This is a genomic window from Pseudomonas sp. SBT1-2, from assembly GCF_028640875.1.
Taxonomy (GTDB): domain Bacteria; phylum Pseudomonadota; class Gammaproteobacteria; order Pseudomonadales; family Pseudomonadaceae; genus Aquipseudomonas; species Aquipseudomonas chlororaphis_I.
Window position 1 is genome coordinate 58,770 of sequence record NZ_JAQZAA010000019.1, and the last position, 17,250, is coordinate 76,019.

Sequence of the window (17,250 nt, forward strand, 5' to 3'; positions counted from 1 at the left end):
GGCTACGCATGCTCAAGCTTTATGGATTCGCCGTCAGCAACTACTACAACATGGTGAAACTGGCATTGCTGGAAAAAGGCCTGCCTTTCGAGGAAGTGCCGTTCTACGCCGGGCAAAGCCCTGAAGCATTAGCCATCAGCCCGCGCGGCAAGGTGCCGGTACTGGGGGTGGAGCGGGGCGTTATCAACGAAACCAGCGTGATCCTCGAATACCTCGAAACCCAGCCGGGCCCGGCGCTGCTGCCAAGCGATCCGTTCGAGCGTGCCCAGGTGCTGGCGCTGGCCAAGGAGATCGAGCTTTACATCGAGTTGCCGGCGCGGGCCTGTTACGGCGAGGCGTTTTTTGGCACGGCGGTTCCCGAGGCCATCAAGGAGAAGTCCCGCAATGAGCTGGTGCTGGGATTCGCCTCGCTGGCCAGGCACGGCAAGTTCGCCCCTTATGTGGCGGGCAGCAGCCTGAGCGTGGCGGACCTGTATTTCCTGTACAGCGTGAGCCTGGCCTGCGCGGTAGGGCAGAAGCTGTTCGGTATGGATCTTCTGGCCGAGATGCCGGCAGCCAAAGCCTTGATGGCGCGCCTGGAACAGATGCCCAACGTGCAGCGGGTCGCGGCGGACAAGGACGTGGCAATGCCGCAGTTCCTGGCGATGATCGCCAGCAAGAAGTAGAAAGGCTTCAGGTCGCTGATCGCGGGCAAGCCACACTCTTGTGGGAGCGTGGCTTGCCCGCGCTGGCTTTTAGCGGCTGCTCAACAACGCCTGGCCGCGAACCACCGCTGCCTTGACTTGAGCTGGCGCGGTGCCGCCGATGTGGTCACGGGCGTTGACCGAGCCTTCCAGGGTCAGCACGGCAAACACGTCCTGGTCGATCTGGTCGCTGAACTTGCGCAGTTCTTCCAGGCTCATTTCCGCCAGGTCCTTGCCGGTTTCCACGCCGTACTTCACGGCGTGGCCAACGATTTCGTGGCAATCGCGGAATGGCAGGCCACGGCGTACCAGGTAGTCCGCCAGGTCGGTGGCGGTGGAGAAACCGCGCAGCGCCGCTTCGCGCATCATCGCGTGCTTGGGCTTGATCGCCGGGATCATGTCGGCGAAGGCGCGCAGCGAGTCGCGCAGGGTGTCGGCGGCGTCGAACAGCGGTTCCTTGTCTTCCTGGTTGTCCTTGTTGTAGGCCAGGGGCTGGCCCTTCATCAGTGTCAGCAGACCCATCAGGGCGCCGAACACGCGGCCGCTCTTGCCACGAACCAGCTCCGGAACGTCCGGGTTTTTCTTTTGCGGCATGATCGAGCTGCCGGTGCAGAAGCGGTCAGGCAGATCGATGAACTGGAACTGCGCGCTGGTCCACAGCACCAGCTCTTCGGAGAAACGCGACAGGTGCATCATGGCCACGCTGGCGGCGGCGCAGAACTCAATGGCGAAATCGCGATCAGACACATTGTCCAACGAGTTGCCACCGACGGCGTCGAAGCCCAGCAGCTGGCAAGTCAGCTCGCGGTCGATCGGGTAGGTGGTGCCGGCCAGCGCGGCGCTGCCCAGAGGCATGCGGTTGGTGCGCTTGCGGCAATCGACCAGGCGCTCGTAGTCGCGGCTGAGCATCTCGAACCAGGCCAGCATGTGATGACCGAAGGTCACAGGCTGCGCGGTCTGCAGGTGGGTGAAGCCCGGCATGATGGTGTCGGCTTCGCGCTCGGCTTGTTCCAGCAGGCCTTTTTGCAGGCGGGTGATTTCCGCCAGGATCAGATCGATTTCGTCGCGCAGCCACAGACGGATATCGGTGGCCACCTGGTCGTTGCGGCTGCGGCCGGTGTGCAGCTTCTTGCCGGTGACGCCGATGCGGTCGGTCAGGCGTGCTTCGATGTTCATGTGCACGTCTTCCAGATCGACGCGCCAGTCGAAGGTGCCCGCCTCGATTTCGCCCTGGATGGTTTTCAGGCCGTCGATGATGCTGTCGCGTTCGGCATCGGTCAGTACGCCGACCTTGGCCAGCATGGTGGCGTGGGCGATCGAGCCCATGATGTCGTGACGATAGAGGCGCTGGTCGAAAGTGACGGAGGCGGTGAAGCGGGCGACGAAGGCGTCGACGGGCTCACTGAAGCGGCCGCCCCAGGACTGATTGGTCTTGTCAGTGCTCATGAATTCGCTCGTGATCGGCTGGAAGGGAAATGAGGTGAAAAGTTGCCGCGGATAATAACAGGGTTGCCAATCCTGTAGCTGGCACCGGTCGGCAGGTTTTTATTTCAGCCATGGGGGCCGCGGGCGCTTGTCGCCGATCTCGGGCGCGCAGAGACTAGGCGAGCGAAGGCGGGGTTCGAGGGGTGATGTAACGATATTTATCGTTTGAGCAATATCGTCTTGGCAACCGTCTACAGTTGGACTGAAGGAACAGCGCAATCTCGGATGTTTCATCGAGCCTGGTCGCTGATCACGCAACCGTTGTCGCATGCGCTCCGGTCCCGGCACCGCCTCGCGATTCACGAGGGAGGCGGCCTGGGTGGAAGCCGACTATAAAAGAGGGGGTGTTTGTGTCCTGTATCAGCAGTCCCCATGACCATGTCGTGCAGTGGCGGGCCTTGAGCGGTGTCGAGCAGGCCCGGGTAAATAATGGTGCCCGTCGTGGGGCACTTTTTGGCCCTCGCACTAGTCTTAGCGTGGATCGCCGTGACGGACGTCACTTCACCTGTCTACGCTATCCTTGTGCGAGACTCACGCAGGAATCCAGCGCAATATGAATGTCCTGATCGTTGATGACGAACCCCTAGCCCGCGAGCGACTGAGCCGTATGGTCAGTGAGCTTGAGGGATACAGTGTCCTGGAGCCCAGCGCCACCAATGGCGAAGAGGCATTGGCCCTGATCGACAGCCTGAAACCGGATATCGTGCTTCTCGACATCCGCATGCCGGGTCTCGATGGCCTGCAGGTTGCCGCCCGCCTGTGCGAACGCGAAGCGCCGCCAGCCGTGGTGTTTTGTGCCGCCCCTGATGAATTCGCCCTCGAGGCTTTTGATGTCAGCGAGGTCGGTCACCTGCTCAAACCGGTGCGTTCCGAGCATCTGCTCGAGGCACTGAAAAAGGCCGACCGCCCCAACAGGGTCCAGCTGGCGGCCCTGACCCGGCCCGCCGCCGAAAGCGGCAGCGGCCCCCGTAGCCATATCAGTGCACGGACCCGCAAAGGTATCGAGCTGATCCCGCTGGATCAGGTCGTCTATTTCATTGCCGACCACAAATACGTGACCTTGCGCCATGAAAGCGGCGAAGTCCTGCTGGACGAACCCCTGAAGGCGCTTGAGGACGAGTTTGGCGAGCGTTTCGTTCGCATCCATCGCAACGCCCTGGTGGCCCGCGAACGCATCGAACGCCTGCAGCGTACGCCGCTGGGGCATTTCCAGCTGTTCCTCAAGGGGCTCAATGGTGATGCGCTGATCGTCAGCCGACGGCATGTGGCCGGCGTGCGCAAGATGATGCAGCAGCTCTAGATCCGGACAGTCGGGCGGGTCATGCACCCCGCCCGCAACGTTCCTGCAGCCAGGGAGGGGCTGCGGTTCCTGATACAAGTCAAAGCTGATTTGGCTGAGCTGTTATCATCTGCCGTATTTTCTATCAGTACGGATTGATCCATGTCCTCTCGCGAAATCCGCATCGCTACCCGCAAAAGTGCCTTGGCCTTGTGGCAAGCCGAACACGTCAAAGCTCGTCTGGAAGCCGCTCACCCGGGGTTGATCGTGACGCTGGTGCCCATGGTCAGTCGCGGCGACAAGCTGCTCGACTCGCCGTTGTCGAAAATCGGCGGCAAGGGGCTGTTCGTCAAGGAGTTGGAAACCGCGCTGCTGGAAAACGAAGCGGATATCGCCGTGCATTCGATGAAAGACGTGCCCATGGATTTCCCCGAAGGCCTGGGCCTGTTCTGCATCTGCGAGCGTGAAGACCCGCGCGATGCCTTTGTCTCCAATACCTACTCCAGTCTCGACGAACTGCCCGCGGGCAGCGTCGTGGGGACCTCCAGCCTGCGTCGCCAGGCGCAGCTGCTGGCTCGTCGTCCGGACCTGCAGATCCGTTTCCTGCGCGGCAACGTCAACACCCGCCTGGCCAAGCTCGACGCCGGTGAGTACGACGCCATTATCTTGGCTGCTGCCGGCTTGATCCGTCTTGGCTTCGAAGATCGCATCAGCTCTTCGATCAGTGTCGACGACAGCCTTCCGGCGGGAGGCCAGGGTGCGGTGGGCATCGAATGCCGCACGGCCGACAGTGAGATCCATAAGCTGCTGGCGCCCCTGCATCACGCCGATACGGCGGATCGGGTCACCGCCGAGCGCGCCCTCAACAAGCATCTGAATGGCGGCTGCCAGGTACCGATCGCCTGCTATGCGGTGCTCGAAGGCGATCAGCTGTGGCTGCGCGGCCTGGTCGGCGAACCGAGCGGCGGCGTGTTGCTCAGCGCCGAGGCGCGGGCCCCGCGCAGTGCTGCAACGGAGCTTGGCGTGCAGGTCGCGGAGGCTCTGCTGGCCCAGGGCGCCGACGATATCCTGCGCGCGGTCTATGGCGAGGCTGGCGAAGAGTGAGCGACTGGCGTGTGCTGCTGACCCGGCCCACGGACGAGTCGGCGCTGCTGGCTGAGGTTCTGGGCGACGCGGGAGTGTTCAGCAGCAGCCTGCCGTTGCTGGAAATCCAGGCCCTGCCTTTTGACGATACCCTGCGCTCCAGAGTGCTTGAGCTGCACCGCTACTGCGCGGTGATCGCGGTCAGCAAGCCGGCCGCGCGAATGGCCGTGCAACTGCTCGAGCAGTTCTGGCCGCAGCCGCCGAGCCAGCGCTGGTTCAGTGTGGGCGCCGCCACGGCGCAGATTCTGGCCGATCACGGCCTGGATGTCTTTTTCCCCGAGCAAGGCGATGACAGCGAAGCCTTGCTTGAACTTCCCCAGTTGCGCGAGGCTATTGCACGGCCTACTCCACGGGTGCTGATCGTGCGCGGGGAGGGTGGCCGCGAGCTGCTGGCTGAGCGTTTGCGCGGCCAAGGTGCTAGTGTCGATTATCTGGAGCTGTACCGCCGCGACCTGCCGCGCTATGCCAACGGGGTCCTGATGCAACGCATCCAGGCGGAACGCTTGAATGGGCTGGTGGTCAGCAGTGGGCAGGGTTTCGAACACTTGCAGCAGTTGGCCGGCGAGGCCTGGCCACAGGTGGCGCGGCTGCCGTTGTTTGTACCGAGCCCCCGGGTCGCCGAAATGGCGCGTGCCGCCGGGGCCGAGAAAGTTGTGGATTGCCGTGGCGCCAGCGCCGCGGCCTTGCTAACGGCGTTACGGGAGCAACCCGTGCCCGTTCTCTAAACGCAAAGGATGGATACGTGAGCGAAACAGCCTTGCCTAAAGATGATGTCCAGCCGGTAATCGATGCACCGGCTGAATCTGCAACCCCAGCTGTGCAGCGTCGCGGCAACGGGTTGGCGATCCTCGCCCTGCTGCTGGGGGCGGCCGGTGTCGCTGCCGGCGGCTGGGGTGTCTGGCAGGTGCGCAACCTGCAGGCCAACAATCAGCAGCAGTTGGGGCAGTTGCAGGCCCTGGGTGATGAGGCGCAGAGCCTGAAGCTCAACGAGCAGCGCCTGACGGCACGCTTGGAGCAATTGCCGGCGGCCGATGAACTGGAAGAACGCCGCCGTCTGGTCGCGCAGTTGCAGGGCGACCAGCAGCGACTCAATCAGAAGCTGGAGAGCGTGCTGGGTGCCAGCCGCAAGGACTGGCGTCTGGCCGAGGCGGAACATCTGTTGCGTCTGGCCAGCCTGCGCCTTTCGGCCTTGCAGGACATCAGCAGTGCCCAGGCTCTGGTGCAGGGCGCCGACGAGATCCTGCGCGAGCAGAACGATCCCGGTTCTTTCGCCGCGCGCGAGCAGTTGGCCAAGAGCCTCGCGGCCCTGCGCAGCACCGAACAGCCGGATCGCACCGGACTGTTCCTGCAACTGGGCGCACTGCGCGATCAGGTGGTCGAGCTCACCGAGCTGGCCCCCGAGTACCGCGACCGTGGCGATTCGCTGCTGGGCCTGACCGCCGACGGCGATGGCGCCAGCCGCTGGGCGCAATGGTGGGACCAGATCTCGCGCTACATTCGTATCGACTTCAATGCGGACAAGAACGTGCGGCCGCTGCTCGCCGGGCAAAGCCTGACGCAGGTGCGCCTGGCCTTGAGCCTGGCCCTGGAACAGGCCCAGTGGGCGGCGCTGAACGGCCAGGCGCCGGTGTACACCCAGGCGCTGGCGGAGGCCCGCGATGTGTTGAAGGGCAACTTCAATCAGGACAACCCGCAAAGCAAGCTCATGCTGGAGCGCGTGTCCGAACTGAGCAAACAGCCGGTCACCGTGCAGACGCCGGACCTGACCAAGACCCTGAGCGCCGTTCAGGCCTACCTGGAGCGGCGCAACCTGAGCGCTGAAGAGTCGGTGAAACCACTGGCCAAGCCTGCTGCGAATACCCCGCAGGAGACCAGCCCATGAAGCGCCTGTATGTGATTCTGTTCCTGGTAATCGCCGCCTCGGGATTGCTGGGATTGGCGATCGCCGAGCATTCCGGGTACATCCTGATTGCCTACGACAGCTTCCGTTATGAGTCGAGCCTGTGGGCGACCCTGGCACTGATCGCGGTGATCTGGCTGGTGATCTGGGGGATCAAGGCGCTGATCGAACTGGTGATGGCCTCCAGCGGCGTGGTCAATCCCTGGTCACGGCGCAACCGCAGCCGTCGCGTGCAGATCGCCATCGAGCAAGGCCAGATGGATCTTGCCGAAGGCCGCTGGGCCAGCGCCCAGAAGCATTTGCATCGTGCCGCGGAAGCCGAGCGCCAGCCTCTTCTGTACTACCTCGGCGCGGCGCGGGCGGCGAACGAGCAGGGAAACTACGAGCAGTGCGACAGCCTGCTGGAGCGTGCCCTCGAACGGCAGCCCCAGGCCGAGCTGGCGGTGGCCTTGAGTCATGCCCAACTGCAGACCGATCGCGGTGATACCGAAGGCGCCCTGAGCACCCTGCAAGCCATGCACGAGCGTCACCCGCACAGTGTCCAGGTACTGCGGCAGTTGCAGCGTCTGCACCAACAGCGGGGCGACTGGTCGGCGGTGATTCGCCTGCTGCCCGAACTGCGCAAGGACAAAGTCCTGCCCGCCAACGAACTGGCCGAACTGGAACGTCGGGCCTGGGGCGAGAACCTGACCCTTGCGGCGCATCGCGAAGAAGACGGTGCGGTTGGCCTGCAATCGCTCAATCGCGCCTGGCAGCAACTGACCGCGGCTCAACGCCAGGAGCCGCAACTGGTGCTGGCCTATGCCGAACAGCTGCGCCAATTGGGCGCCGAGGCCGAGGCCGAAGAAGTGCTGCGCGTCGCTCTCAAGCGCAAATACGACAGCCATCTGGCGCGGCTTTACGGCTTGCTGCGCGGCAGTGATCCGGCGCGGCAGCTGCAGTTCGCTGAGCAGTGGCTCAAGGATCATCCGAACGATCCGAGCCTGCTGCTGACCCTGGGTCGCCTGTGCCTGCAAACCAGCCTCTGGGGCAAGGCGCGGGACTATCTGGAAAGCAGCCTGCGCCTGCAGCGCAACCCTGAGGCTTGCGCCGAGCTGGCCCGGTTGCTGGCGCAGCTGGGCGATACCGAGCGCAGCAACCAGCTGTTCCAGGAAGGCCTGGGGCTGTTGGACGAGCGCCTCCTGGCATCGCCGTTGCCGGTGCCCGCCAGGGTATAAACCCGCAGGGCTGGGCCGTCCCTGAGGGGGCGGCCCGTTCCGCAATTCCCCCCCGATCTGGCCTCTGTGCCCGTTTGCCGCGCTCGATCTTGTCATGGCGCGCCTTGAAAGGGCCGAGCGCTTTCTCTACCGTGGCAGCCTGTTTCTTCCGTTGTGGATACACCATGTCGCTGGCCGGCTCACGCTTGCTGTTCTCCCTTGTGTTTTTTACCGGTGCCTTGGCCCTGTGGGCTTCGTTTCACCTGGAGTACGGGATTGGGCTCGAGCCTTGCCTGCTGTGGGTGGTGCAACGGTTCTTCGCGCTGCTGTTGACCTCGATCAGCCTGGTCGCGGTCGTGCAGGGGCCACAATACCCGGCGAGTGCCCTGTATTGGCTGCTGGAACTGCTCTGCAGCCTGGCGGGTGTGGTCACGGCAGGGCGCCATGTGCTGTTGCAGAACATTCCTTCGGATCAGTTGCTGGCGTGCTTGCCGGACATGCCGTTCATGCTGGGCAATCTGTCCTGGGGGCGTGCCTTGCAGTTGGTTTTCACCGGGACTGCGCAGTGCGCGGAGGTCACCTGGACGCTGCTGGACATGAGCGCCGCGGAGTGGAGCCTGCTGTTTTTCATCGCTGTGATGATTTTGAGTGCCTATCGCCTGGTGCGGCTTCTACCACGGGGCCGGCGCAGGGCGGCTGCGACCTGAATCGTCGTTTTGCGACGGGGCTAAAGATTAAACACTTGTATGAACTTTATCTCCTGCGTACCTTGAAGCGGCTGTCGAGCGGGCATAATCTGGCCCGCACGTGTCACCGCAATTACGTTGCTCGATGCTGTTCTGCCTGGCCGGATGCTGATGTTCAGTCCAGTGACGGATTCAGAGCGGCATGACCCATAAGGGAAGAGAGATCGCCATGCTCGAAAGTTGTCAGAATGCTCAGGAACGCTGGGGTGGAGTGCATCTGCTGATCGATCGCTGGTTGCAGGAGCGTCACGAACTGGTTCGGGCCTATGATGCTCTCGGCGCGGAGCCTGAGACGCTGGCTGAAAACCGACAGCCGCTGCAGGAGTTCTGCGCAATTCTGGTGGACTACGTCTCCGCCGGCCACTTTGAAATCTACGAGCAGCTGACCGGCGAGGCCAAGGCCTTCAACGACAAGCGCGGGCTCGAACTGGCCGAAACCATTTATCCTCGGATCGATGTCATCACTGAAAAGCTGTTGGCGTTCAACGATTTGTGCGACGAAGGAAAATGCGTGGCGGAGAAGTTCAAGGAGCTGGGTGGTCTGCTGCATGAGCGCTTCGAGCTGGAAGATTGCCTGATCGAAGTGCTGCACAACGCTCACAAGGAAGAGGCCGCCGTTCAGGCCTGACTTGCAGCGAAAGCTTTACCGAAACGGTGCGCATTGCGCACCGTTTTTCGTTTCTGCGCCCCTTAGCCGCTAGCCCCCAACAGCTCGATTTCAAACACCAGGGGTGTGTAAGGCGCGATCAGGTCGCCTGCGCCGTCGGCGCCGTAAGCCTGGGCCGAAGGAATCACCAGGCGCCACTTCGCCCCCGTCGGCATCTGCTGCAAGGCACTGCGCCATCCGGCAATCACACTGTCCAGGCGAAACCACTGCGGCTGCTGATTCTGATCGAACACCGTGCCGTCAGGCAGGCGTCCGATGTAGCGAACCTGTACCGAACCATTGGCACCCGGCCGTGCTCCACTGCCGGGTGCCAACTCGGTCAGCAGGATGCCGTTTTCCAGTTCGCGTACGCCCGGCTTGGCTTTTTCGGCCGAGAGAAAACGTTGTTCGTTTTCCAGCGCCACTTCGATTCGCGGCTTGCCCGCTTGCTCGCTGACCTGTGCCTCATGCTGGGCGAGGATCTGTTCGATGCGCTCGTCCTTGAGTGCCAGAGGCTTGCCTTGGTAGGCCTGTTTCAAGCCCTCCAGCAATGCCGGGATCTGCAGGTCCGGCACCTCCTGGCGCAGGCGTTCGCCGAGGCTGGCACCCAGGCTGTAGGCGAGATCGTGAGCATCGTTTTTCTGCGAATCTTCGGCGGCCTGAGCCAGTGGCAACAACACACACAAGGATAAAAAAAGGTAACGCGACATGGGCGCTCTCCGGCCTGAGACGAGGTGGATTATGCCAGCGTGGGTGTGGCGGCTGGTGAGTAACTTTCTTGTGCGCGAAGAACATTTTCGATCCTCTGCAACGCATGGCATTCGATACTGTCAACATGCCCTAGCGGCGGTAGCAGCAGAGGTCTAGTATGAGCCGCAACTCACGTCAGCCAGGAGGTAAACCATGTCGGCCAATAAGAAGCCTGTAAGTACTCCGTTGCATTTGCTCCAACAGCTTTCGGGCAGCCTGCTCGAACACTTGGAAAACGCTTGTTCTCAAGCCTTGGCTGATGCTGAAAAACTGCTCGCCAAACTGGAAAAGCAACGCGGTAAGGCACAGGAAAAACTGCACAAATCGCGCACCAAATTGCAGGACGCCGCGGCGGCCGGCAAGGCCAAGGCACAAGCCAAAGCCAAGGACGCAGTGAAAGAACTTGAAGACCTGCTCGATGCACTCAAGGCACGTCAATCCGAAACCCGCGCCTACATTCTGCAACTCAAGCGCGACGCTCAGGAAAGCCTGAAACTGGCCCAGGGCGTCGGTCGTGTGAAAGAAGCCGCAGCCAAGGTGCTGAGCACTCGCTCCGCCAAACCGGCAGCCGCTCCAGCACAGAAAGCCGCAGCCAAGCCAGCGGCAAAAGCCCCTGCCAAAGCTGCTGCTAAAGCACCGGTAAAAGCTGCCAGCAAACCGGCCGCCAAACCTGCTGCCAAGCCAGTGGCGAAAACCGCCGCTGCCAAACCTGCAGCTGCCAAGCCAGCGGCTAAACCGGCTGCTGCAAAAGCCCCTGCGAAAGCTGCCGCCAAACCTGCTGCGAAAACAGCGGCTGCCAAACCGGCTGCAGCGAAACCCGCTGCCAAGCCAGCAGCAAAACCCGCCGCCAAGCCCGCGGCTAAAACCGCAGCGGCCAAGCCTGCAGCTGCCAAGCCAGCGGCTAAACCGGTGGCGGCAAAAACTGCTGCGAAGCCGGCCGCCAAACCGGCTGCGGCAAAAGCTCCGGTGAAGGCGGCAGCGAAACCCGCCGCCAAGCCCGCAGCCAAACCTGCAGCAGCCAAGCCGGCGGCTTCCACTGCCGCCAAGCCAGCAGCGGCTAAACCCTCTGCAGCAAAACCAGCCGCCAAGCCTGCGGCAAAACCCGCAGTAAAACCCGCTGCCAAGCCGGCTGCAAAACCAGCCGCGAAGAAGCCTGTCGCCGCCAAACCTGCCGCAGCCAAACCGGCCACCGCTCCAGCGGCCGCCAGGCCAGCCACCCCGGCAACCCCGGCTGCCAAGCCGGCGGCACCGGTATCTTCGCCCGCTCCAGCGGCGGCTGCTGCGCCAGTTTCGGCTCCGACTGCCGCGCCTGCCAGCACCACGCCAACCAGCGCTTCCTAAGCGCCGGTCACCGCGACGCGCAGCGCCTGCAGCGCGTCGCGGTTGAGGTTGGCGGCTTCGGCCGCCAGTCCTTCCAGCCAGTTCGTCAGATCCTGCGCTTCACCCTCCGACCATCCCCCCGCCAGCGCTTCCAGGCGCAGCAGCAGTTGCCGCTCGGCCTCCAGTTCCAATGCCTTGACCTGTTCGCGCAAGACCGCCAGTTCCGGATCCGCGCTCGCGGCCGGGCGCCATTGCGTGCGCAGCTGGCGCAGCGGCCTGACGACTTCGTCGTGCCAAGGCTGGCCCAGGCTCCGCAGCTGTTGCAGGCGCTGTGCAGTGCAGGTCACCCCACGCGCGCCGAGCCAGGCTGCGCAGAGTAAAAGACAGACATTGGCCCCGGCCGCCTGGAGGTCCAGGCAGGCTTCTTCGACGCCTGGGCGGGCGTAGGTCTTGAGGGTGAAGCTCCACAGGTCAGAGGACATATTGCTACTCGCGCCAGTTGCGAACGAAGCTGGTAGACTCCGCCGCCATTATGATTCGACTTCAGAACCTGACTTTACAGCGTGGTCCGCAACGTCTGCTAGAAGACGCCGAGCTGACCCTGCACGCCGGCCAGAAAGCCGGCCTGATCGGTGCCAACGGCGCCGGCAAATCCAGCCTGTTCGCCTTGCTGCGTGGCGAGTTGCACCCGGATTCGGGCGACTGCTTCCTGCCCGCCGACTGGCGCATCGCCCATATGCGCCAGGAGGTCGACACCCTCGAGCGGCTGGCGGTCGACTACGTGCTCGATGGCGACCTGCGCCTGCGTCAGGTGCAGCGTGAGCTGGCCGCCGCCGAAGCGGCCCATGACGGTGCGGCCCTGGCACGCCTGCATGCCGAGCTGGACAGCGCCGACGGTTATACCGCCGACGCCCGGGCGCGCAAGTTGCTGGCCGGCCTGGGCTTCAGCAACGAGCAGATGGACCGTCAGGTCGGCGACTTCTCCGGTGGCTGGCGGATGCGCCTGAACCTGGCGCAGGCGCTGATGTGTCCGTCGGACCTGCTGCTGCTCGACGAACCGACCAACCACCTGGACCTCGATGCGATCCTCTGGCTGGAGGACTGGCTCAAGGGCTACCCCGGCACCTTGTTGCTGATTTCCCACGACCGCGATTTCCTCGATGCCGTGGTCGACCATGTGGCTCACGTCGATCAGCGCAAGATCACCCTCTATCGCGGTGGCTACAGCGCCTTCGAGCGGGCCCGTGCCGAACGCCTGGCGCAACAGCAGCAAGCCTACGAGAAGCAGCAGGCGCAACGCGCGCACATGGAAAAGTACATTGCGCGCTTCAAGGCCCAGGCCACCAAGGCCCGCCAGGCCCAGAGCCGGATCAAGGCCCTGGAGCGGATGGAAGAGCTGTCCGCCGCCCACGTCGACTCGCCGTTCGACTTCGTTTTCCGCGAATCGGAAAAGATCTCCAGCCCGCTGCTCGATCTGTCCGATGCCCGCCTGGGTTACGGCGAGAAGACCGTGCTGGAGAAGGTCAAGCTGCAACTGACCCCGGGTGCGCGCATCGGTCTGCTCGGCCCCAACGGCGCCGGCAAGTCGACCCTGATCAAGAACCTCTCCGGCGAGCTGTCGCCGCTGGGCGGCCGCCTGACCCGTGGCGAGAATACCGTGGTCGGCTACTTCGCCCAGCACCAGCTGGACTCGCTCGACGCCAAGGCCAGCCCGTTGCTGCATTTGCAGCGCCTGGCGCCGACCGAGCGCGAGCAGACCCTGCGCGATTTCCTCGGCGGCTTCGACTTCCGCGGCGCGCGTATCGACGAGCCGGTGCTGAACTTCTCCGGTGGCGAAAAGGCGCGCCTGGCCCTGGCCCTGATCGCCTGGGACCGCCCTAACCTGCTGCTGCTCGACGAACCGACCAACCACCTGGACCTGGAGATGCGCCTGGCCCTGACCATGGCCCTGCAAGAGTTCAGCGGAGCGGTACTGGTGGTCTCCCACGACCGTCACCTGCTGAAAAGCACCACCGACAACTTCTTCCTGGTGGCCGACGGCAAGGTCGAGGAGTTCGACGGCGACCTGGACGACTACGCACGCTGGCTGGTGGACTACCGCCAGCGCAACGCGCCGGCCAGCACGACCACGGTCAACCCGGACAAGACCGACAAGAAGGCCCAGCGCCAGGCAGCCGCGGCCCTGCGCCAGCAGCTGGCCCCGCACAAGCGCGAAGCCGACAAGCTGGAAACCGAGCTGGGCAAGGTCCACGAGCGGCTGGCGAAAATAGAAGCCAGCCTTGGCGACAGTGGTGTCTACGAAGCGGGTCGCAAGGACGAGTTGCGTGATCTGCTGGCCGAGCAGGCCAAGCTGAAGGTGCGCGAAGGCGAACTGGAAGAGGCCTGGATGGAAGCCCTGGAACTGCTGGAAAGCATGCAGGCGGAACTGGAAGCCTTGTCCTGATGGAAGCGTTCAAACTGCCTGTGCCGATCACGTGGGTCGAGCCGCTGTGGGTCACCGTGCAAATCCTGCTGATCCTGCTGGCTGGCTACATCACCCAGCGTTTTGTCGCGCGCTGCCTGACCCGCCTGGGTGAACGTTATCCGTTCCCGCCGCAGCTGCTGATGCCGCTGCGCGGTGGCTTGCGCTGGCTGATCATGGGCAGTGCGCTGATCTTCGTGCTGGAGCGGCTCGGGGTGTCGGCGACGGTGCTCTGGACTGCCCTGTCCGGTTTTGTCGCGGTGGCGGCGGTGGCCTTCTTCGCCATGTGGAGCGTGCTGTCCAACCTGCTGTGCGCCATCCTGATCTTTACCGTGGGCCCGTTCCGCATCGGCGATGTGGTCGAGCTGGTGGACACCCTCGACAAGCCGGGCATCAAGGGCCGGGTGGTGGCAATCAACCTGCTGTACACCTCGCTGATCGAGGCCGAGGAAGCCGGCACCGGCGGCGTCATGGTGCAAGTGCCCAACAGCCTGTTCTTCCAGCGTTCGGTGCGCCGCTGGCGTGGCAGCGATGCGCTGTCGATAGGCTCCGGCGAGAAATAGTCCCCCTGTACCGTCTCTGTAGCCGCTGCCGAGCATCGCGAGGCTGCGATCGGCTGCGAAGCAGACGCGCTCTTGAGATCGCAGGAAGGTCCTGCGGACCTTAGCGCAGCCTTCGGCAGCGGCTACAGTCGGTCAGGGGTATCTGTCCGACAAAAATCTATGGTCATCCGCCCGCCAGCGCATTAGCTTAGGCGTCTACGACGAATTCGAGCCGAGGTGTGCGATGGTTCTTGAGACATGGCTGGCGTTTTTTGCCGCCTGCTGGGTGATCAGCCTTTCCCCGGGGGCCGGCGCGATTGCGTCGATGTCCTGCGGTCTGCAATACGGTTTCTGGCGCGGTTACTGGAACGCCCTGGGCCTGCAACTGGGCCTGGCCATGCAGATTGCGATTGTCGCCGCCGGCGTGGGGGCGATTCTCGCGGCATCCTCGACCGCCTTCTACGCGATCAAATGGTTCGGCGTGGCTTACCTGGTCTACCTCGCGGTCAAACAGTGGCGCGCGCTGCCCAGCGACCTGAGCGACGACGCCGCGATCCGGCCGATCGGCAAACCCCTGGCCCTGGTGTTCCGCGGGTTCCTGGTCAACATCAGCAACCCCAAGGCGCTGGTGTTCATGCTGGCGGTCCTGCCGCAGTTCATCGATCCCCACGCGCCGCTGGTGAAGCAGTACCTGATCCTCGGCGCGACCATGATCGCCGTCGACCTGATCGTCATGGCCGGCTACACCGGCCTGGCTTCCAAGGTCCTGCGCATGCTGCGCACGCCGACCCAGCAACGCCGGATGAACCGCACCTTCGCCGGTCTGTTCCTCGGCGCCGCCGGCTTGCTGGCGACCATTCGCAAAGCGCCGGTCTAAGAGACTCGCCCTACAAAAAGGCGCCTATCGAGGGCGCCTTTTTTATGGCTGTGTCCCCGGGGGATCCGGGAGCATGAACCGGTCCCGGTGATGTCCGGATTTATTTCATCTTTGTTCAGGAAACCCCGGACCCCAGGTGATTCAAGGCTTTGGCCAGGCATCAGGCGCGACTGCGTCTGGGTGTCGCGCGTGACAACGCTTGAGTGAAACTCATTGGAAGTGAACAATGTGTTACTTCGTATTTCCATTTGAGATTCGTTCATGACTGCCCCCTCCCGTTTCCTGGCGTGGCTCGTGCTGCCGCTATTGGCCCTGTGCAGCGCCAACCTGCTGGCGGACACCGTAGAAGGCGCGCCCAAGGCGCTGCACCTGCTCGACTACATTGGTGCGGACTACCCACCGACGGTAGAGGCGGGCAAGGTCATTGATGACTCCGAGTACCGTGAGCAGGTCGAGTTTCTCGGCGTGTTGCAGGGGCTGGTCGCCGATTTGCCGGCCAAGCCGGAGAAGGCCGAGCTGGAGCAGGGCATCGCCAGCCTGAACGAGGCGGTCAAGGCCAAGGCGGACGGTGCCCTCGTCGCCCGCCAGGCGCGGCAGTTGGGTGCCAGGCTGGCGGTGGCCTATGAGGTCAGCCAGGCCCCGATCATCACTCCGGACCCGAGCCGTGGCGCGCCTTTGTATGCCCAGCACTGCTCGGTGTGTCACGGTGACACCGGTGCCGGCGACGGCCCGGCCGGGGTCGGCCTGACGCCGCCACCGGCCAACCTGCGGGATGCGGCGCGCACGGATCACCTGAGCCTCTACGCGATCTACAACACCCTCGGCCTGGGCGTCGAAGGCACCGACATGCCGTCGTTCGCCGATCAGCTGGACGACCGCCAGCGCTGGGACCTGGCGACCTATATCGCCGGCTTCACCGCCGACCCGGCCGCGGCGAAGGGCGACAAGAGCTACAACCTCGCCGACCTGGCCCGCCAGACCCCAAGCGAAGTAGAGGCCGCCGAAGGCCCGCAGGCCGCGGCCACCTTCCGTGCCCAGCGCGCCCAGCCACCACAGGTCAAGCGCGGCCCGGCGCAACTGCTCGACTACACCGCCTCGACCCTGGACAAGAGCCTGGCCGCCTACCGCGCCGGTGACCGCGAACAGGCCTACGACCTGTCGGTGGCGGCGTACCTGGAAGGCTTCGAGCTGGTGGAAAGCTCCCTCGACAACGTCGACGCCAACGTGCGCAAGGACACCGAGAAAGCCCTGATGGCCTATCGTCAGGCGCTGCAGGACGGCTTGCCGGCAGAGCAGGCCGAGCAGCGTCTGGCTGCCGCCAAGGCCAAGCTGACAGAGTCGGCGGGCCTGCTGGGCAGCGACGGCCTGAGCTGGTCGCTGAGCTACATTTCCGGCCTGCTGATCCTGTTGCGCGAGGGCCTGGAAGCGATCCTGGTGCTGGCGGCGATCCTGGCCTTCCTGCGCAATACCGGCCAGCAATCGGCGGTGCGCAGCGTCAACGTCGGCTGGGCCCTGGCCTTGCTGGCCGGCCTGGCAACCTGGGCGCTGGCGGCCTATGTGATCGACGTCAGCGGCTCCCAGCGCGAGTTGCTGGAAGGCGCCACGGCCTTGTTCGCCAGTGTCATGGTGCTGTGGCTCGGCGTGTGGATGCACGACCGTCGGCACGCGGCGGCCTGGCAGGACTACATCAAGAGCAGCCTGGTGGGCGGTGGAGGCCGGTTCGGCTTTGCGGTGCTGGCGTTCTTCTCGGTCTATCGCGAGCTGTTCGAAGTGATCCTGTTCTACGAAACCCTGTGGCTGCAGGCCGGCCCGGCGGGCCACAACGCGGTGCTGGCCGGCGGCGCCACGGCGCTGGTGCTGCTGTTCGGCCTGGCCTGGGTGATCCTGCGCGGTTCGGCCAAGCTGCCGCTGGCCCTGTTCTTCGGCATCAACGCGGCATTGCTGTGCGCCTTGTCGGTGGTGTTTGCCGGGCATGGCGTCAAGGCGCTGCAGGAGGCCGGAGTCTTCGGTACGCGGCCGGTGGCGTTCTTCGACTTCGACTGGCTGGGCATTCACGCCGATGCCTACTCGCTGACGGCACAGGCGGTGGCGATCGTGGCGATCATTGTGCTCTACAGTCGCAGCCGCATTGCCGAGAAACGGCGGCCCCAGGTTTCCTGAGGCATCCGTTTCGCTCATTATCGCGGGCAAGCCGCGCGCCCACAGTTCATCGAGATCTGTAG

16 protein-coding genes and 1 pseudogene are annotated in these 17,250 nt (G+C 64.0%); 14 read left to right on the forward strand and 3 right to left on the reverse strand.

All coding sequences use genetic code 11. The features are described 5' to 3' along the window. Positions 1 to 8 precede the first annotated feature (8 nt). Positions 9 to 665: a glutathione S-transferase family protein gene (locus PVZ78_RS02165; protein WP_016703189.1), complete on the forward strand. Its 657-nt coding sequence runs from the start codon at positions 9 to 11 to the stop codon at positions 663 to 665. Between the two features lie 69 nt (positions 666 to 734). On the opposite strand, the gene argH is transcribed toward PVZ78_RS02165, so the two are convergent. After that, a complete protein-coding gene (argH, locus tag PVZ78_RS02170) occupies positions 735 to 2,129 on the reverse strand; it encodes an argininosuccinate lyase (RefSeq protein ID WP_009051440.1) in 1,395 nt (464 codons plus the stop codon). 443 nt (positions 2,130 to 2,572) lie between these two features. Between argH and PVZ78_RS31705 the strand changes: the two are divergent. The 8 genes and pseudogenes from PVZ78_RS31705 to PVZ78_RS02205 all read left to right on the forward strand — a co-directional run. Then, positions 2,573 to 2,725: pseudogene (locus tag PVZ78_RS31705) on the forward strand (sensor histidine kinase); the annotation flags it as partial. Continuing rightward, entirely contained in the window at positions 2,722 to 3,468 is a 747-nt protein-coding gene (locus tag PVZ78_RS02175; protein WP_016703190.1) for a LytR/AlgR family response regulator transcription factor, read from the forward strand. The pseudogene PVZ78_RS31705 and the gene PVZ78_RS02175, both read left to right, overlap by 4 nt. A gap of 141 nt (positions 3,469 to 3,609) precedes the next feature. Beyond that, positions 3,610 to 4,551: a hydroxymethylbilane synthase gene (hemC, locus tag PVZ78_RS02180; protein WP_053270170.1), complete on the forward strand. Its 942-nt coding sequence runs from the start codon at positions 3,610 to 3,612 to the stop codon at positions 4,549 to 4,551. Then, the gene (locus PVZ78_RS02185) at positions 4,548 to 5,315 is read left to right on the forward strand and encodes a uroporphyrinogen-III synthase (RefSeq protein WP_053270169.1); all 768 of its coding nucleotides are present in this window, start codon (positions 4,548 to 4,550) and stop codon (positions 5,313 to 5,315) included. The genes hemC and PVZ78_RS02185 overlap by 4 nt, the downstream gene beginning before the upstream one ends. A gap of 17 nt (positions 5,316 to 5,332) precedes the next feature. Continuing rightward, positions 5,333 to 6,472 (forward strand): uroporphyrinogen-III C-methyltransferase, encoded by a 1,140-nt coding sequence (locus PVZ78_RS02190; protein WP_038635953.1) that lies wholly within the window; start codon positions 5,333 to 5,335, stop codon positions 6,470 to 6,472. Then, positions 6,469 to 7,707, forward strand: a complete 1,239-nt coding sequence (locus PVZ78_RS02195) for a heme biosynthesis protein HemY (RefSeq protein WP_016703193.1) — start codon at positions 6,469 to 6,471, stop codon at positions 7,705 to 7,707. Before PVZ78_RS02190 ends, PVZ78_RS02195 begins: the two co-directional genes overlap by 4 nt. Positions 7,708 to 7,871: 164 nt before the next feature. Continuing rightward, entirely contained in the window at positions 7,872 to 8,393 is a 522-nt protein-coding gene (locus PVZ78_RS02200) for a disulfide bond formation protein B (RefSeq protein WP_038574812.1), read from the forward strand. A gap of 208 nt (positions 8,394 to 8,601) precedes the next feature. Beyond that, positions 8,602 to 9,060 (forward strand): Rsd/AlgQ family anti-sigma factor, encoded by a 459-nt coding sequence (locus tag PVZ78_RS02205; protein WP_009051433.1) that lies wholly within the window; start codon positions 8,602 to 8,604, stop codon positions 9,058 to 9,060. A gap of 62 nt (positions 9,061 to 9,122) precedes the next feature. Here the strand turns inward: PVZ78_RS02205 and PVZ78_RS02210 are convergent, their stop codons facing one another. After that, complete coding sequence (locus tag PVZ78_RS02210; RefSeq protein ID WP_009051432.1) at positions 9,123 to 9,788, reverse strand: FKBP-type peptidyl-prolyl cis-trans isomerase; 666 nt, start codon at positions 9,786 to 9,788, stop codon at positions 9,123 to 9,125. Positions 9,789 to 9,981: 193 nt separating this feature from the next. Between PVZ78_RS02210 and PVZ78_RS02215 the strand changes: the two genes are divergently transcribed. Beyond that, complete coding sequence (locus PVZ78_RS02215; RefSeq protein ID WP_273828170.1) at positions 9,982 to 11,169, forward strand: AlgP family protein; 1,188 nt, start codon at positions 9,982 to 9,984, stop codon at positions 11,167 to 11,169. Here the strand turns inward: PVZ78_RS02215 and PVZ78_RS02220 are convergent. Then, complete coding sequence (locus PVZ78_RS02220; protein ID WP_053270167.1) at positions 11,166 to 11,630, reverse strand: TIGR02444 family protein; 465 nt, start codon at positions 11,628 to 11,630, stop codon at positions 11,166 to 11,168. The genes PVZ78_RS02215 and PVZ78_RS02220 overlap by 4 nt on opposite strands. A 50-nt stretch (positions 11,631 to 11,680) precedes the next feature. On the opposite strand from PVZ78_RS02220, the gene PVZ78_RS02225 reads away from it, so the two are divergent. The 4 genes from PVZ78_RS02225 (at position 11,681) to PVZ78_RS02240 (ending at position 17,188) form a co-directional block, all read left to right on the forward strand. Then, on the forward strand, positions 11,681 to 13,591 hold the full coding sequence (locus tag PVZ78_RS02225) for an ATP-binding cassette domain-containing protein (protein WP_273828171.1): 1,911 nt from the start codon (positions 11,681 to 11,683) through the stop codon (positions 13,589 to 13,591). Continuing rightward, positions 13,591 to 14,172: a mechanosensitive ion channel family protein gene (locus PVZ78_RS02230; protein WP_009046137.1), complete on the forward strand. Its 582-nt coding sequence runs from the start codon at positions 13,591 to 13,593 to the stop codon at positions 14,170 to 14,172. The genes PVZ78_RS02225 and PVZ78_RS02230 overlap by 1 nt, the downstream gene beginning before the upstream one ends. Positions 14,173 to 14,395: 223 nt before the next feature. Next, a complete protein-coding gene (locus PVZ78_RS02235; RefSeq protein WP_124314480.1) occupies positions 14,396 to 15,028 on the forward strand; it encodes a LysE family transporter in 633 nt (210 codons plus the stop codon). A 261-nt stretch (positions 15,029 to 15,289) separates the two neighbouring features. Next, entirely contained in the window at positions 15,290 to 17,188 is a 1,899-nt protein-coding gene (locus tag PVZ78_RS02240; RefSeq protein ID WP_041985053.1) for an FTR1 family protein, read from the forward strand. Positions 17,189 to 17,250: the final 62 nt, after the last annotated feature.

What these genes read in the sequence shown, in the direction of transcription:
- argH (WP_009051440.1), bottom strand. Translation starts at nt 2,129, where the DNA reads ATGAGCACTGACAAGACCAATCAGTCCTGGGGCGGCCGCTTCAGTGAG.
- PVZ78_RS02165 (WP_016703189.1), top strand. Translation starts at nt 9, where the DNA reads ATGCTCAAGCTTTATGGATTCGCCGTCAGCAACTACTACAACATGGTG.
- PVZ78_RS02235 (WP_124314480.1), top strand. Translation starts at nt 14,396, where the DNA reads ATGGTTCTTGAGACATGGCTGGCGTTTTTTGCCGCCTGCTGGGTGATC.
- PVZ78_RS02225 (WP_273828171.1), top strand. Translation starts at nt 11,681, where the DNA reads ATGATTCGACTTCAGAACCTGACTTTACAGCGTGGTCCGCAACGTCTG.
- PVZ78_RS02195 (WP_016703193.1), top strand. Translation starts at nt 6,469, where the DNA reads ATGAAGCGCCTGTATGTGATTCTGTTCCTGGTAATCGCCGCCTCGGGA.
- PVZ78_RS02220 (WP_053270167.1), bottom strand. Translation starts at nt 11,630, where the DNA reads ATGTCCTCTGACCTGTGGAGCTTCACCCTCAAGACCTACGCCCGCCCA.
- PVZ78_RS02210 (WP_009051432.1), bottom strand. Translation starts at nt 9,788, where the DNA reads ATGTCGCGTTACCTTTTTTTATCCTTGTGTGTGTTGTTGCCACTGGCT.
- PVZ78_RS02230 (WP_009046137.1), top strand. Translation starts at nt 13,591, where the DNA reads ATGGAAGCGTTCAAACTGCCTGTGCCGATCACGTGGGTCGAGCCGCTG.
- PVZ78_RS02205 (WP_009051433.1), top strand. Translation starts at nt 8,602, where the DNA reads ATGCTCGAAAGTTGTCAGAATGCTCAGGAACGCTGGGGTGGAGTGCAT.
- PVZ78_RS02200 (WP_038574812.1), top strand. Translation starts at nt 7,872, where the DNA reads ATGTCGCTGGCCGGCTCACGCTTGCTGTTCTCCCTTGTGTTTTTTACC.
- PVZ78_RS02215 (WP_273828170.1), top strand. Translation starts at nt 9,982, where the DNA reads ATGTCGGCCAATAAGAAGCCTGTAAGTACTCCGTTGCATTTGCTCCAA.
- hemC (WP_053270170.1), top strand. Translation starts at nt 3,610, where the DNA reads ATGTCCTCTCGCGAAATCCGCATCGCTACCCGCAAAAGTGCCTTGGCC.
- PVZ78_RS02175 (WP_016703190.1), top strand. Translation starts at nt 2,722, where the DNA reads ATGAATGTCCTGATCGTTGATGACGAACCCCTAGCCCGCGAGCGACTG.
- PVZ78_RS02240 (WP_041985053.1), top strand. Translation starts at nt 15,290, where the DNA reads ATGACTGCCCCCTCCCGTTTCCTGGCGTGGCTCGTGCTGCCGCTATTG.